Origin of the sequence: Streptomyces akebiae, from assembly GCF_019599145.1 — a bacterium.
Lineage (GTDB): Bacteria > Actinomycetota > Actinomycetes > Streptomycetales > Streptomycetaceae > Streptomyces > Streptomyces akebiae.
This window is the reverse complement of the sequence record NZ_CP080647.1, coordinates 3,807,001-3,821,805: the sequence shown is the minus strand read 5'-3', so window position 1 is coordinate 3,821,805 and position 14,805 is coordinate 3,807,001. Positions and strand designations below refer to the sequence as shown.

The 14,805-nt window shown below is 71.5% G+C and carries 12 protein-coding genes; 7 read left to right on the top strand and 5 right to left on the bottom strand.

The window, feature by feature from the left end; translation table 11 throughout:
- The first annotated feature begins 21 nt into the window (after window positions 1-21).
- The 3 genes from K1J60_RS16320 to K1J60_RS16310 all read left to right on the top strand — a co-directional run bounded on the left by K1J60_RS16320 (window position 22) and on the right by K1J60_RS16310 (window position 3,247).
- Entirely contained in the window at window positions 22-927 is a 906-nt protein-coding gene (locus tag K1J60_RS16320) for a hypothetical protein (protein WP_220646861.1), read from the top strand.
- Window positions 928-1,307: 380 nt separating this feature from the next.
- Window positions 1,308-1,994 (top strand): RNA polymerase sigma factor, encoded by a 687-nt coding sequence (locus K1J60_RS16315; protein ID WP_220646860.1) that lies wholly within the window; start codon window positions 1,308-1,310, stop codon window positions 1,992-1,994.
- A complete protein-coding gene (locus tag K1J60_RS16310) occupies window positions 1,994-3,247 on the top strand; it encodes a serine/threonine-protein kinase (RefSeq protein WP_220646859.1) in 1,254 nt (417 codons plus the stop codon). Before K1J60_RS16315 ends, K1J60_RS16310 begins: the two co-directional genes overlap by 1 nt.
- A 292-nt stretch (window positions 3,248-3,539) precedes the next feature.
- Here K1J60_RS16310 and K1J60_RS16305 read toward each other — a convergent pair whose 3' ends face one another.
- Window positions 3,540-4,457 (bottom strand): L,D-transpeptidase family protein, encoded by a 918-nt coding sequence (locus K1J60_RS16305; RefSeq protein WP_220646858.1) that lies wholly within the window; start codon window positions 4,455-4,457, stop codon window positions 3,540-3,542.
- A gap of 236 nt (window positions 4,458-4,693) precedes the next feature.
- Here K1J60_RS16305 and K1J60_RS16300 point away from each other — a divergent pair, with 236 nt between their 5' ends.
- Together K1J60_RS16300 and leuE are read left to right on the top strand one after the other, a co-directional pair.
- Window positions 4,694-6,274 (top strand): acyl-CoA mutase large subunit family protein, encoded by a 1,581-nt coding sequence (locus K1J60_RS16300; protein WP_220646857.1) that lies wholly within the window; start codon window positions 4,694-4,696, stop codon window positions 6,272-6,274.
- Window positions 6,275-6,443: 169 nt separating this feature from the next.
- Window positions 6,444-7,097, top strand: coding sequence for a leucine efflux protein LeuE (leuE, locus tag K1J60_RS16295; protein WP_220646856.1), 654 nt, complete (start codon window positions 6,444-6,446; stop codon window positions 7,095-7,097).
- Between the two features lie 77 nt (window positions 7,098-7,174).
- On the opposite strand, the gene K1J60_RS16290 is transcribed toward leuE, so the two are convergent.
- From K1J60_RS16290 to K1J60_RS16275, 4 genes are all read right to left on the bottom strand, one after another.
- A complete protein-coding gene (locus tag K1J60_RS16290) occupies window positions 7,175-8,104 on the bottom strand; it encodes a class I SAM-dependent methyltransferase (protein ID WP_220646855.1) in 930 nt (309 codons plus the stop codon).
- A gap of 177 nt (window positions 8,105-8,281) precedes the next feature.
- Complete coding sequence (locus K1J60_RS16285; protein WP_398683233.1) at window positions 8,282-9,442, bottom strand: acyltransferase family protein; 1,161 nt, start codon at window positions 9,440-9,442, stop codon at window positions 8,282-8,284.
- Between the two features lie 8 nt (window positions 9,443-9,450).
- Complete coding sequence (locus tag K1J60_RS16280; RefSeq protein WP_220646853.1) at window positions 9,451-10,785, bottom strand: alpha-2,8-polysialyltransferase family protein; 1,335 nt, start codon at window positions 10,783-10,785, stop codon at window positions 9,451-9,453.
- The gene (locus K1J60_RS16275) at window positions 10,782-11,759 is read right to left on the bottom strand and encodes a glycosyltransferase family 2 protein (RefSeq protein ID WP_220646852.1); all 978 of its coding nucleotides are present in this window, start codon (window positions 11,757-11,759) and stop codon (window positions 10,782-10,784) included. The genes K1J60_RS16280 and K1J60_RS16275 overlap by 4 nt, the downstream gene beginning before the upstream one ends.
- Window positions 11,760-11,957: 198 nt before the next feature.
- On the opposite strand from K1J60_RS16275, the gene K1J60_RS16270 reads away from it, so the two are divergent.
- A complete protein-coding gene (locus K1J60_RS16270; RefSeq protein ID WP_220646851.1) occupies window positions 11,958-13,349 on the top strand; it encodes a DUF6716 putative glycosyltransferase in 1,392 nt (463 codons plus the stop codon).
- A gap of 44 nt (window positions 13,350-13,393) precedes the next feature.
- Window positions 13,394-14,794 carry an N-acylneuraminate cytidylyltransferase gene (locus tag K1J60_RS16265; protein ID WP_220646850.1) on the top strand — a complete coding sequence of 467 codons (1,401 nt, stop codon included), beginning with the start codon at window positions 13,394-13,396 and terminating at the stop codon, window positions 14,792-14,794.
- The last annotated feature ends 11 nt before the right edge of the window (window positions 14,795-14,805 follow it).

The following is a 14,805-nucleotide window of genomic DNA, read 5'->3' as shown; positions in this document are numbered from 1 at the left end:
GGCAGGACGGAGCCGGAGGACATGAGCGACCGGCCTGACAACGGAGAGCGGGACGACGCCTCCCCTGCCTCCGTGCCACCGCCGCCCGTGCTCCGGAACACCCCGCCCCCCGCGTTCCGGGACGCCCCCTCCGTCGATTCGCTCCTCGCCGCCGCCGTGCGTGGCGGCGCGTCGGCCGACAGCGTGGGGGAGGCGCGGGCCGTGGCCGCTTTCCGGGCGGCGTGGGAGAGCGGGGGCCGCACGGCGCGCACTCGGCGGCGGGACGACTGGCGACCGAACGCCCGGCGCCGCGTCCAGCTCTCCATCCGCACCACCTTGGCGGTCCTGCTGGCCAGCCTCACCCTCGGCGGAGTCGCCTTCGCGGCGATCGGCTCGGCCATACACGGCGACAAGGGCGCCGACCGGGAGCCCGGGGGCTACGGAAACCGGGAGCGGCCTGCCCGCCCCACCGACGACGCCCCCGCCTGGCCGGGCCCCGCGGACGTCCCGCGCACCGTCCCCTCGACACCGGACACCTCCGCCCCGCCCGAGGAGGGCGGCGCGTCCCGGAACCCGGACGCGTCCGATCGGGAGGCCGACCGAACGAACGACGGCAAGCCCGCCGGAGACAGCCGACAGCAGTCGCCCCGGCCCGCCGGGCCGAACGAGTCCGCCGGGCCGAACGAGCCGGGCGGGCCGAACGGGTCGGCCGGTTCGAAGGTGCCGGAAGAACCGGGCCGACCGGGGCTGTCCGGCGGCGATCGACCGGAGTCGACGGCCGGGGGCGAGGGCGAGGGCAAGAGCGAGGGCGGCGCCCCGCAGAACGCGCCGCAGGCCTCGCCGGAGGCCGCCCCACAGGGAGTTCCGGAGGCCGACCCGCAGGCCGCGCCACAGAATGCCCCACGGCTCGCCCCGGATTCGGGGCCGGAGGTCCGCGGAACGAAGTAAGGCCGGCGTGCTCGCAAGACCCCCGTACTCGCAAGACACCCGGCCGACTCCGCCGATGGCAACGGTCGGGGCCGCCACCCCCCACAGGAGAGGCCCCGACCGTCGCGCGGCACGGGCCGCGCGGCGACCCGTACTACCTACAGCGCCGCGTCCGCGTTTTCTGTCACACCTCGCCGCATCACGAGTTAGTTGCATGTTCTACGGACATGGACGGCCAACGGTTTCAGGCCGTAACGTGCCTTTCGCGCCGGATCGTGGATGGCGGAAGACCACCACAACCATCGACGGCTCGGCACCGCACGATTCATTGAGGACCACGACAGCGAGAACCCGGTCCGCGAGAGCGGCGCCGGTTGAGGCGCAAAGAGGGGCGCGCGCGGGTGCTGGGGGACGACGCGGAGCTGACCGCCGCGGTGCTTGCGGCACAGGACGGGGACGAGACCGCGTTCCGGACTGTGTACCGCTCGGTGCACCCACGGCTGCTCGGGTACGTGCGGACGCTGGTCGGTGATCCGGACGCGGAGGACGTCACCTCCGAGTCCTGGCTCCAGATAGCCCGTGACCTGGAGCGGTTCAGCGGTGACGCCGACCGGTTCCGCGGCTGGGCCGCGCGGATCGCCCGCAACCGGGCCCTCGACCACATACGGATGCGGGGGCGCAGGCCCGCGATAGGCGGCGACGAGACCGAGCTGACCGGCAGGGCCGCCGAGTCCGACACGGCCGGCGAGGCGATGGAGGCCCTGGCCACCGGCCACACGCTCTCGCTCATCGCCCAGCTGCCGCAGGACCAGGCGGAGGCGGTGGTGCTGCGGGTCGTGGTCGGCCTCGACGCGAAGAGCGCCGCCGAGACCCTGGGCAAGCGCGCGGGTGCCGTACGGACGGCCGCGCACCGGGGTCTGAAGCGGCTCGCCGAACTGATCGGGGAGAATTCGGAGAGGGCTGCCGGGGGCGACCCGGAATCCGGCGATCCGCTGGACGCCGTACCCCAGCCGAGAGCACCGCGTGCACGCGCGGCTTCGTCCGCCGGTGTGACGCATACGCGTTCGCGGACGCAGAAGGATGTGTGATGGCCGACGAGCAGTACAAGTGGCTCAACCGCGACGCCGCGGAGCGGCTGCTGCGTGGAGAGCCGCTCGAAGCCGTCGACGCCGACACCCGTGACCGTGCCGCCCGGCTTGCCGAGGCGCTCGGCGCGCTGACCGCCGAGGTCGCTCCGGTGTCCTCGGGGAGTCTCGAACTCCCCGGCGAGGAAGCCGCGTTGGCCGCCTTCCGCAGCGCGCGAACAGCCCGCACGCCCGACTTCGCCCCCTCCTCCTCCGTCCCCGCCGCCTTCTCGCCCGACGACGGGCGGGCCGTGGAGCCCGGCCGTGCCAGCCGTACGCACACCGCCTCCGCGCCGGCCTCCGACGCGGGAGTCGTCCACCTCGGACGTCCCGGACGCCCGGCCGCCGGCGCGGACGGACGCCGGGCCCGTTGGGGCCGGCCGGTGCGGTTCGGGCTGGCCGCGGCCGTGGCCGCCGGAATGCTCGGCGGGGTCACGGTGGCGGTCGGCGGCGGCGCGTTGACCGCGTTCCGCGACGACCGGCCGGAACCCTCCGCCACCGTCTCCGCCGGTCAGTCGCCGGACCGGCCGCTGCTGTCGCCGTCGCCGGACCCGCAGGGCGGCGACGGCCGACGTGGGGCGTGGGGCGACACGAGCCCCGAGGCGACCGGGGACGGCTCCGCACAGGGCGACGCCCCCTCCGGTGACGGCACCGAGGGCACCGACGAGGACGGGCGGACCGGCGACAGCGGGCAGAACGACACCCCCACCCGGGAGTGGTGGAACAAGGTGCTCTCCGCCTGCCGCGACGTTCGTGACGGCAAGGACCTGAGTGCCGACCGCCGGCGTGACCTGGAGGACGCGGCGGGCGGCAAGGGCAAGGGGCAGCTGAAGCGCTACTGCGAGGGCGCCCTGGCCGGCGGCTCCGACAACCCCGGCACGAAGTGGCGGCCGGGCGCGGGCACCGGGACGGGCCAGGGCAGCGGGTCCGGTACGTCGGACTCCGGTGACTCCACCGGCCCGGCCGCCGGCGGTGACACCAAGACGCGCTCCGGCAACGACCCCGACGAGGACGACGACTCCCACCCCGGCAAGGGCCACGGCCGAAACGGCGCCGGCGGCGGTGACGGCAAGAACCGCCCCGGGAACGGCAAGGGCGGCAAGGGCCACGGCAACAAGGGCAACGAGAGCGGCAAGGGCAACGGGGGCAACGGCCACCGGAGTCAGCTCGCCACGGCGGCACGGATCGACTTCGCTGTTCGCGTCACCCCCTCCTGACCTGCGTTTTCGCATCCGTCACGAATTCTTTCGCGGAACGGGTAACACTTTTGGCCGTCCCGGCGCAGTAATGAGTGAGCCGACTGGTCATCGGCCGTCGCACTGAGCCGGGGTTCCCCCCGTACCTACGGCTCGTGCACCTCGGCGCGGGCGGGACACGTTCCCCCGGTCCCGCCCGCGCCCCATTCCCCCGTGGTCCCCCGTGACCCCGTACTCCCTCTGACGCGCCGGACACCCTCCCGCTATGCGTCATGTGACGCACGTCACGCATTCGCTCGGCGTCCCTCGTCCGTCACCAGTACACGACCACCTTGTCGCCGTTCCTGACCTGCCCGAACAGCCGCGCGATCGCCGCCTCGTCCCGTACGTTGACGCAGCCGTGCGAGGCCCCGTAGTACCCGCGGGCCGCGAAGTCGGCGGAGTAGTGGACGGCCTGGCCGCCGCTGAAGAACATCGCGTACGGCATCGGGGTGTCGTACAGGGTCGACCAGTGGTCGCGGGACTTGAAGTAGACGCTGAAGAGGCCCTCGCGGGTCGGGGTGTACTCCGAGCCGAACCGCACCTCGACCGTCGTCAGCGTCCGGCCGTCCACCATCCAGCGCAGCGTGCGGCTCGTCTTGCTGATGCACAGCACGCGGCCCGTCATGCAGCGCGGATCGGGTGACGCGGCCGGCTGCCCGCCGTAGGCGTAGAGGTCCCACTTGCCGGGCTCCCGCGTCATGTTCAGCAGCCGCGCCCAGGTCACGCTGTCCGTCTTCCCCGTCTGCGGCAGCCCCCGCTTGCCCTGGAAGCCCTTGACCGCCCGGACCGTCAGGTCGTCGTACGTCCCCGTGGGCCCCGTGAACAGCCAGGCGATCTGCCGCAGCCGTGCCTGCAACTCGCGTACGTCCAGGCCCTCGTCGCCCTGGGACCAGAGAACCGGGGGAGGAGGCGTGGGCGTGGGCGTGCGGGTGGGGGAGGGTGGCGCGGTCGTCGGGGCCTTCTCGGGCGCCCCTTTCCCGTCGCTCGCGCTCCCGCCCGCGGCCTCGTCCCCGCCGTCGGGCCTGTCGCCGTCGTCCTGCTTCGGGGTGCCGTCGGGCGTGGCGCTCCCGTCGATGCGAACGGGCTGGCGCTGGCCGCCGTGCACCTCGATCCCCTGGGCCGTGCAGGCGCCGGCCATGGCGAGTGCCGCGATCGCGGCCACCGATCTCCGCATGTCCTTGATACGCATCGGGGTCCCCGTCGTCTCATGATCGCCGCATCCGGTCGCTCTCCCGGACAGGTTGCCCGGACGTGACCCGTCGCGAACAAAAGGGCAGGGTGGTGAGCAAGGTCCCGGCCAGGGGCACTCCATCGGACCAACGGCCGCCGTCACAGTCCGTCGCGAAGGTCGTTGAACCGACGAGCAGCACGCGAGCAAGCGAGCAAGCGAGCATCCGAGCGACGAGCAAGACGGAGGCAGAGATCATGGCGCGCGAGTCGGAGTCCGGGCTGCCGATCGAGCCGGTGTACGGGCCGGAGGTGCTGGAGGGCTGGGATCCGGCGGAGAGGCTGGGTGAGCCCGGGGGGTATCCCTTCACGCGTGGTGTGTACCCGTCGATGTACACGGGGCGGCCGTGGACGATGCGTCAGTACGCGGGTTTCGGTACGGCGGTGGAGTCCAATGCCCGTTACCGGCAGCTGATCGCCGACGGGACGACGGGTTTGTCGGTGGCGTTCGATCTGCCGACCCAGATGGGTCATGACTCCGACGCGCCGATCGCGCACGGTGAGGTCGGCAAGGTGGGGGTGGCGATCGACTCGGTGGAGGACATGCGGGTGCTGTTCGGCGGTATCCCGCTGGACAGGGTCTCCACGTCGATGACGATCAACGCGCCGGCGGCGGTGCTGCTGCTGATGTACCAGCTCGTGGCGGAGGAGCAGGGGGTGGGTGCGGGCCAGCTGACGGGCACGGTGCAGAACGATGTGCTGAAGGAGTACATCGCGCGTGGGACGTACATCTTTCCGCCGAGGCCGTCGCTGCGGCTGATCGCGGACATTTTCCGGTACTGCCGGGTGGAGATGCCGAAGTGGAACACGATCTCGATCTCCGGGTATCACATGGCGGAGGCGGGTGCCTCGCCGGCGCAGGAGATCGCGTTCACGCTGGCGGACGGGATCGAGTATGTGCGTACGGCGGTCGCGGCCGGTATGGATGTGGACGACTTCGCGCCGCGGTTGTCGTTCTTCTTCGTGGCCCGGACGACGCTGCTGGAGGAGGTCGCCAAGTTCCGTGCGGCGCGCCGGATCTGGGCGCGGGTGATGCGGGAGGAGTTCGGTGCGAGGAATCCCAAGTCGTGGATGCTGCGTTTCCACACCCAGACGGCGGGGGTGCAGCTGACCGCGCAGCAGCCGGAGGTGAATCTGGTGCGGGTGGCGGTGCAGGGTCTGGCGGCGGTGCTGGGCGGGACGCAGTCGCTGCACACCAATTCGTTCGACGAGGCGCTCGCGCTGCCGACGGACAGGAGTGCTCGTCTGGCGTTGCGGACGCAGCAGGTGCTGGCGTTCGAGACGGATGTGACGGCGACGGTCGATCCGTTCGCCGGTTCGTACGTCGTGGAGAAGCTGACCGATGACGTGGAGGCGGCGGTGGTCGGGCTGATGGGGAAGGTGGAGGAGCTGGGCGGGGCGGTGGCGGCCATCGAGCGGGGTTTCCAGAAGGGTGAGATCGAGCGCAGTGCGTATCGCATCGCCCAGGAGACCGACTCCGGCGAGCGGGTGGTGGTGGGTGTCAACCGGTTCCGGTTGGACGAGGAGGAGCCGTATGAGCCGTTGCGGGTGGACCCGGCGATCGAGGCGCAGCAGGCGGCGCGGCTGGCCCGGCTCCGCGCCGAGCGCGACCGGGCGGCGGTGGACACGGCCCTGACCGCCCTGAAGAAGGCTGCCGAAGGTGACGACAACGTCCTCTACCCGATGCGCGAGGCCCTGAAGGCCCGCGCGACGGTGGGCGAGGTGTGCGACGCCCTTCGTGAGGTGTGGGGCACCTACATCCCCAGCGACACCTTCTGACCGCTCGCGTTCGACCTGCGGCCGCTGGTGTTCGAGCCGGAGCCGGAGCCGGAGCCGCGCTCGACCGCCACGGTCGTCTGCGGCCGCCTTCGTCCGCTTTCGGTTGCCCTTTCGTCTCACTTCCGACGGGCATGTCGGGATGTCGGACCCCCGTGCGACACTCCTTTCCATGTTCGGTGTCATCGACCTCCCCACCTACCTGGCGGGCCTCGTCCTGATCGTGCTCCTGCCCGGGCCCAACTCCCTCTACGTGCTGTCCGTGGCCGCTCGGCGCGGGATACGGACCGGGTATCGGGCCGCCGCCGGCGTGTGGGTCGGGGACACCGTGCTGATGACGTTGTCGGCGGCGGGCGTGGCCTCGCTGTTGCAGGCCAACGCCGTGTTGTTCGGGATCGTGAAGTACGCGGGCGCCGGCTATCTGTCGTGGCTGGCCATCGGGATGCTGCGGGCCGCGTGGGGGATGTGGCGGAGCCGGCGCGAGCGAGTCGTGGAAGGGCCGGGCGACGAGGTCGCGGAGGGGGAGCGGCCGTTCCGGCGGGCCCTGGTGATCAGTCTGCTGAACCCGAAGGCGATTCTGTTCTTCGTCGCCTTCTTCGTGCAGTTCGTGGACCCGGGTTACGCCTACCCGGCGCTCTCCTTCGTGGTCCTCGGCGCCTTCGCCCAGCTCGCCAGCTTCCTCTACCTGAGCGCGCTGATATTCAGCGGCACCAGGCTGGCCGCCACGTTCCGCCGCCGGAAGCGGCTGTCGGCGGGGGCGACCTCGGCGGCGGGGGCCCTGTTCCTCGGTTTCGCGGTCAAGCTGTCGCTGGCGAGCGGCGCCTAGCGGAGACCTTCGGAGGGGCCCACCCCGGCCGCGTACTCGGTGAGCCCCGTGCGCTCCGAGCCTCTGACCGCCCCGCCTCACCTGCCCGGTCGGCTGCCCGCCCGTGCCTTCCTGATCGCCCGCGTCACCACCGGCGGCAGCAGGTCCGCGGCCAGCCTGCGGGCGGTGCTGCGCGGCGGGCGCGGGCGGGCCGGGGGCTGGGGCACGGGCGCCGCCGGGGCGGGGGCCGGCGGCGGGGGCTCGGTCCAGTGGCGGGACTTCGGGAAGGCCGGGGCCGTCATCCCCTTGGACTTGAGACGCAGGATGCGGTGCCCCGCGGCCCGCTGCTTGCTGAGGTGGCAGTCGTCCCGGTCCGCGACCATGGCGAGCAGCGCCTCCTGGACGGGCTCGGGGTCGTCCCAGGTGCCGTAGAGCTTCTGCGTGCTGAGGCAGACGGGGTTGAGGCCCCGGTTGAGGACGGCCTCCCACGCGGCGATGGAGACGCCCGGCGTGTGCTCCGAGCGGAAGTCGTCGAGGACGACGAGCCCGCCCGGGAGGAGTATGTCCCGGGCGGCGGTGATGTCGGCCTCGACGTGCTCGTACAGGTGCGAGGCGTCGATGTGCACGAAACGGCAGGAGCGCGGCTTGACCTCGCCGGGGACGATCGAGCTGGGTCCCTGCAGGACACGGGGCAGCTCGTCGTGGAAGGAGAGGTAGTTCGCCTCGAAGGCCCGACGGGTGAGCGTGCTGCGGTACGACTTGGTGGCCTCCGCCGCGTTGGCGTCGTCCGGTGCGTCGCTCTCGAAGAGGTCGCAGACCGTGTAGGCCTCGCCCTCCTGGAGATGGCGGCCGAGGAAGATGGCGCTCTTGCCCATGTAGACGCCGACCTCCAGGAGGTCGCCCCTCTCGCCCGCGAGCTCCTGTCGGCTCAGGAACCAGTCGAAGAGCAGTTGGTCGAGGACCGGGAACCAGCCGGGAACGTCATCGAGTTCACGGGGGAGTCGGATCGTGCCGTGTTCAGAGGTCATGTCAGAGGCCATGAGGACAGAAGACCTTCTTGCGTCGACGAGGCGAACAGGCGAACGGGCCAGGAACCTATGAGATGCCTTTGGCCCGGTCAAGGATGCTGCGGAGCCTCTCCGCGCGGGGCTTTTCGAATCCTCACGTCGCATGAACAGTGGGCCAACTTCAGGTTCAGGGACCGTTCAGCGGCGGCGTCCACCGAGTGCCGTCCGCAGCAGCGGCTGCAACGGACGTTCGACCCAGCGGTGCAGCAGCCAGGCGAGCGCCAGCATCAGTCCCACCGTGAGCGCGACGGTCAGGGACGACGGAACGCCCAGTCCCTGGTGCAGTGCCTGGACCACCGGCCAGCCCAGATGCTCGTGCACGAGATAGAAGGGGTACGTCAGCGCCCCCGCGGTGGTCAGCCAGGGCCAGTCGACACGGTTCAGCAGACCCAGCGCCACGGCGCCCACCGCCACGAAACCGACGGTGACGGCGAGGACGATGCCGAACTGGGAGCGGTAGGAGAAGAAGGCGGCGTTCGGGGCGTGCCACATCGCCTCGACCGTCTGGTACTGGCTCAGCAGCAGACTGAAGACCACGATCAGCCAGGCGGCGGTGTCCCGGCGGTCGCGGTGCACCAGATAGAGGCCCATGCCCCCGATGAACAGGGACGCGTACTCCGGCATCAGGACCATGTCCAGCAGCGGTTCCCCCGCCCCCTGCGCGAGCACCGAGGCCAGGGTCCAGCCGCCGCAGAACCAGATCACCCGTCTGCGGGTCACCCCGGGCAGCACCACGCACAACGCGAACAGGACGTAGAAGCGGACCTCCGCCCACAACGTCCAGCACACGCCGAGGACACGGTCCGCGCCGAGCGGCATCTGCAGCATCGTGAGGTTCACCAGGAACTCACTGGCCGACACCCGCGCGAAGGCGATCCCCGGCAGCGCGAACACCGCCCCCACCAGGATCACCGCCGCCCAGTACGCCGGCAGCAGCCGGGCCGCACGGGAGGCGAGGAACGCCTGCACCGAACGGCCCCAGCCGCTGGCACAGATCACGAACCCGCTGATCACGAAGAAGGCCTGCACACCGGCCCAGCCGTAGGCGAGCCAACCGTGGGCGGTGGGGAACTGCACGGCGGGCGAAGCCCCCCAGGCCCTGCCGATCTCCCCGTCGCGCCCACCGTAGTGATAGGCGGCGACAGCGAGTGCGGCGATCAACCGCAGCCCGTCGAGCGCGTAGAGCCGAGGTCGAGGGTCGGCCGCGCCCCGACAGGGGCGCGGGGAACTGCGCGACCAGCCCCCACCGACCCGTAGCCGAGAGACAACCCGTTCATCGGTCTTCGTCAAGGAGGTCACCGCGGGGCTCACCCCAAAGTCGCCCGTTTGAGCGACCGGGCCCGCCGAGCGACTCTCCGCACCGTCGCGTTACGCGGAATGAACGCGAGCTGCACCGGAATGCCCCCGGGCAATCCCAGCGAGGTCAACCGCCGCCGCTTGAAGTACCGCAGCGTGTGCGTGCTCAGATGCCGCGTCAGATATGCCTCGGTCTCCGCCCGCAGCGACGGATAGATCTTCGACTGCATCGCGAACCCCACCGCCCGGACCAGGCTGTTGAGGTCGGACACCGCCGCGCCCGGCCGCTGCGAGGCGACCGCCGCCGCGTCGCCCAGCTCCGGCAGCAGCGCGTCCACGATCGTGACGGGCACCCGGTTGCTGTTCTCGTACGGGGCGAGCCGGTCCAGCAGCGTTCCCGTGCCGACGCGGGCGACGGGGAGGCCGTACAGCGCGGAGGCGGTGAGCAGGGCCGTCGAGAAGCAGCCGACGACCAGGGCCGGACGCATCCGCTGGTAGAGCACCTCGGCGAGGACCGGCGTGTCCAGCACGGTCAGGGCGGCGCCGAGCCGCTCCGCCTCCTTCTCCAGACCGCGCGACCAACGGGCGGGGGCGCTGGGGTGCGGCTTGAACACGACGGTGGTGTGTCCGAGCGCGACCGCGCCCTTCAGCATCCGTACGTGGAGGTCTTCCTCCTCCTCGGCCGTGAGGATGCCGAGCGCGGAGAGGTACTGGCCGAGCAGCAGCGCCGGCTCCTCGATCGCGGGCAACTCGTCGCCCGTGTCGACGAGTTCGGCCAGCACCTTCACAAAGGCGTCCGTCGGCACGATCTCCGCCTCGACCCCGAACTCGGTGAGCAGCAGGGGCTTGAGGTCCGGTACGAGGTCCAGGTGCAGCAGACGGTCGATACGGGTGCCGACCAGCGGATCGATCTTGTTGCGGGTGGGGCCGTAGCTCATCAGGCCGTCGGCGTACACGGTCACGGGCGCGCCGGTGAAGATCTGGGCGAAGCCGAGCGCCGGGTGGACCTGGATGGACTCCACGGCCAGTTCGACGTCGTCGTCACCCAGGTTCCACAGCAGCCGCAGATGCCGCTCCCACAGCGGAACGTCGTCCAAGCGGGGGGACCAACCGCCGGGGTGGAAGGGGGAGATGGTCTCGTTCCAGGAGATCACCTCGTCGACGCGGGAGCGCAGCCGCTCGAAACCGGGCATCTCGTCCGGGCCGGGGGCCGTCTCCGGGGTCGCCGCGTTGTTGGAGACCAGCAGGATGCGCCGGGAGGCGGGGCGGAAGCACTCGGTGTCCAGGGCGGCGGCCAGTGTGGCCACGCCGTACAGCGTGGACGCCATGAAGATCTGCGTGGTCATGCGGCGACCCCCGTGGCGGCGGGACGGCGGCGCAGCCGACGCAGCCGGGTGGCGCGCTGGACGTCCATGGAATCGAGGGCCTCGTCGAGGACGTCCTGCGGCATTCGGCGCAGCGCGACCGCGCTCATCGACTTGAGTTTCCGTGCCACCGCCGGCTCGAACCTTTCGATGGATCCCAAATGGTGGGAGATAATCGCGCAATAGGTGCGCACGGCCTTGGGGAGAAGTCTGTCCGCGTCCCGGTCCCGCGCGGTCTCCGCGATGACCTGGTCGAATGCGCGAATGAAATCGAGCTGCCGTACGTCACCGATCTGGGTCAGCGAAGAAGCCACACCACGCCGGTAGAAGACGCCCAGCAGTCCCACCGTGGCGAACGAATCGGCCTCCCGGTGGAGCTTCCAGATCCAGGGCCGGTCCTCGGCCGTGCGCAGCCCGTGGGTGAAGTGCAGTACGCCCCTGTCGACCAGTCGGCGGTGGTAGATGCCCGCCCAGGCGAACGCGTAGTCGACGGAGGTCGAGCGGTCGGCGGGCAGGATCGCGTCGCGCGGGTTCATCACCACGCCCCGCCGCCCGTTGGGCACCCGGTGGATCGAGCGGGCCCGCCCCGTGCACTGGACATGGTCCGTGCGGACGAAGTCGCAGCCCAAGTCCTCGATGGCGCCGAGCAGTTGGTGGTAGTAGCCGGGGGCGAGCCAGTCGTCCCCGTCGAGGAACGTCAGGTACTCGCCGCGGGCCTTGTCGATGCCCGTGTTGCGCGCGGTCGCCAGTCCTCCGTTCTTCTCGTGTCTGACGTACACCGCCCCCGGCAGTTCGCGCTCCGCGCGCGCGAGAATGTCCGGTGTCTCGTCGCGAGAACAGTCGTCGACGAGAATGAATTCGAAGTCCTCACGAGCGTTGGCTCCGAGGCTCTTCAGGGTGTCGGGCGCGTATTGCTGCACGTTGTAGAACGGCACGATGACGGAGAGCTTGACCACCCCCGTGACGTTAGGCGGCCCTCCGGCATTCGTCTTGACCACCTGCTTGATGCCAGGTGAACGACGCGTGGCGGTACCGTGAACCAGGCACTTTCCCACGCTTTTCGCGCCCCGATTCGCCGTTCGGCGATGTGCTGTTAACCCTTTGTTGCATTCTGGTTGGGCCGTTCAACGGAATCGCTTCCTAGCGTCTTCGATGTGCCAGCAAGTGCTACGAACAGCCTGCGAGTCGCCGTACTCGCGGATTCCGACACCCGATGGAAATGGGGCGCGCTCACCGCGAAGCGTCTCGCTCCGGAGGATGCGGACATCCGCCTGGACGGCTTCCTCCTGCGCGGCCGTGCCACCCCCACCGCCCGCCAGCTCCAGGAGGTCGGCGTCCGCGCCGACTCCCTGCGCGAGGTGACCGGCCTCGAATTCCTGCGCGCCATGAAGGAGACCACCGAGAAGGACACCGGCGAGGACGCGTACGACGTCATCGTGCTCTCCCTCGTCGGCGGGGGCGTCCAGGCGATGCTGCACGGCCTGCGCCGGTCCTGGGCCGGGCGCGCGAAGCGGCCCGTGGTCGTCACCGGCTACGTCGGTGTCGTCTACGAGAAGCTCGCCGACGGTCTGCTGCTGCGGCACGGCGCGGACCTCGTCCTCGCCAACTCCCGCCAGGACGCGGACCGTTTCCGGGCCGTGTACGAGGGGGTGGGCGCCGACGCCTCCTCGGTCACCGAGGTCGCCCTGCCCTTCCTGGGCGGCAGGCCGTACGCCGGCAACCAGGACCCCTCCGCGGAGCAAGGGCGCAGGCCCTACACGGTCGTCTTCGCCGTACAGCCGTCCGTCCCGGACAACCTCAGGGACCGTACGTACCTGCTGAACCGTCTCGTCCAGCACGCGACGCTGCACCCGGACCGCGAGGTGCTGCTGAAGCTGCGCTCCAAGCCGGGCGAGCACACCACGCACATCGAGGAACTGCCGTACCAGAAGCTGGTGCAGCGGCTCCCCGGCGGCGCGCCCGCCAACTTCCGCCTGGTGTACGGGAACATGGGCGAGGTCCTCGACACCACCGACCTGCTGGTCACCATCAGCTCCACGGCCGCCCTGGAGTCGCTGCACCGCCGGATCCCCACCGTCGTCCTCACCGACCTCGGGATCCGCGAGACCCTCGGCAACCACCACTTCGTGGGCTCCGGCTGCCTCGCCTCCTGGGACCAGCTGGACGCCGGGTACGAGCCGGCGCCGGACCCGGAGTGGGTGGCCCGCCAGGGCGTGGCGGCTGGGGGCACCTCCCGGACGGAGTCCGGGGGAGGCTCGTACGCCACCGCCTTCGACGCGGCCCGCACCCGCGTCGCGAAGCTGGTCGCGGCGCCCGAACTGCCGCCCCTCGCGCCGTACTACACACCCGTCACCGCGCCCGGCTACCTCCCCGGCATCCTCGCCCGCCATCACCTCGGCCCCGACGGCGCCCCGCTGCCCGGGGCACCCGCCGCCGACCGGCGGGCCGGGCCCGTACGGCAGATCGTGCGCCGGGCCGCGCGCGGCGCCTACCGCCACGGAGTGCAGCGCGTGGCGCCCGTCATCCGCCGGATGGGGGAGCTGTGAGCCGCCGCCCGACGCCTTCGCACGCACCGCAAGGAGTTCACCCCATGTCCAACCCGGAAGCGGGAACGGCGACCTCCGCCCGCCGCGTCCTCGCCGTGATCCCCGCGCGGGGCGGCTCCAAGGGCGTCCCCGCGAAGAACCTCGCCCCCGTCGGCGGCGTTCCGCTGGTGGCCCGCGCGGTCCGCGAGTGCCTCGCCGCCCGGCTGGTGACGGACGTCGTCGTCTCCACCGACGACCACGCCATCGCCGCCGCCGCCCGTGAGTCCGGCGCCGAGGTCGTCCTGCGTCCCGCCGCCATCGCCGGGGACACCGCCACCTCCGAGGCCGCCGTCCTGCACGCCCTGGACGCCCACGAGTCCCGGCACGGCGCCCCGGTCGACGTCGTCCTCCTCGTCCAGTGCACCAGCCCGTTCATCCTCCGCGAGGACATCGACGGCGTGGCCCGGGCCGTCGTCGAACACGGCGCCGACACCTCCCTCACGGTCGCCCCGTTCCACGGCTTCATCTGGCGGGACACCACGGACGAGTTCACCGACGGCGAGGCGAACCACCCCGGGGCCACGGTGACCGGCGGCGCCACGGCGCACGGCACGCACGGCGAGGCCCGCACCGCCACCGGGCCGGGAGCCCTCCCCACGGACACCGCCGCCGAGGCCGGCCAGGACTTCGCCCCGGCCGGCGACGCCCCCACCCCCGGCGGCTACGGCGTCAACCACGACAAGGCGTTCCGCCCCCGCCGCCAGGACCGCCCCCAGGACCTGCTGGAGACCGGCGCCGCCTACGCCATGGACGCGGCCGGCCTGCGCAAGCACCAGCACCGCTTCTTCGGCCGTACGGAACTCGTCCGCACCGACCCCGCCCGGGTCCTGGAGATCGACGACCCGCACGACCTCGCCCGCGCCCAGGCCCTCGCGCCGCTCTTCGACGCGAACCGGCCCGGCGCCCTCCCCACCTACGACGACATCGACGCCGTGGTCCTCGACTTCGACGGCACCCAGACCGACGACCGGGTGCTGATCGACTCCGACGGACGGGAGTTCGTCTCCGTGCACCGCGGGGACGGACTCGGCATCGCGGCCCTCCGCAGGAGCGGCCTGAAGATGCTCATCCTGTCCACGGAACAGAACCCGGTCGTCGCCGCCAGGGCCCGGAAGCTGCAGATCCCGGTGCTCCACGGCATCGACCGGAAAGACCTCGCACTGAAGCAGTGGTGCGAGGAGCAGGGCATCGCGCCGGAGCGCGTGCTCTACGTCGGCAACGACGTCAACGACCTCCCGTGCTTCGCCCTCGTGGGCTGGCCCGTGGCGGTCGGCAGCGCCCACGACGTCGTACGCGGCGCCGCACGCGCGGTCACCACCGTCCCCGGCGGTGAAGGCGCGATCCGGGAGATCGCCGGCTGGATCCTCGGTCCGTCTCTCGACTCTCTCGACCCCCTCGACAAGTAAGGAACTGGTCC

Bases quoted from the DNA above. Each gene is read 5' to 3' on its own strand.
- K1J60_RS16320 (WP_220646861.1), top strand. From the start codon at position 22: ATGAGCGACCGGCCTGACAACGGAGAGCGGGACGACGCCTCCCCTGCC.
- K1J60_RS16310 (WP_220646859.1), top strand. From the start codon at position 1,994: ATGGCCGACGAGCAGTACAAGTGGCTCAACCGCGACGCCGCGGAGCGG.
- K1J60_RS16305 (WP_220646858.1), bottom strand. From the start codon at position 4,457: ATGCGTATCAAGGACATGCGGAGATCGGTGGCCGCGATCGCGGCACTC.
- K1J60_RS16300 (WP_220646857.1), top strand. From the start codon at position 4,694: ATGGCGCGCGAGTCGGAGTCCGGGCTGCCGATCGAGCCGGTGTACGGG.
- leuE (WP_220646856.1), top strand. From the start codon at position 6,444: ATGTTCGGTGTCATCGACCTCCCCACCTACCTGGCGGGCCTCGTCCTG.
- K1J60_RS16290 (WP_220646855.1), bottom strand. From the start codon at position 8,104: ATGACCTCTGAACACGGCACGATCCGACTCCCCCGTGAACTCGATGAC.
- K1J60_RS16280 (WP_220646853.1), bottom strand. From the start codon at position 10,785: ATGACCACGCAGATCTTCATGGCGTCCACGCTGTACGGCGTGGCCACA.
- K1J60_RS16265 (WP_220646850.1), top strand. From the start codon at position 13,394: ATGTCCAACCCGGAAGCGGGAACGGCGACCTCCGCCCGCCGCGTCCTC.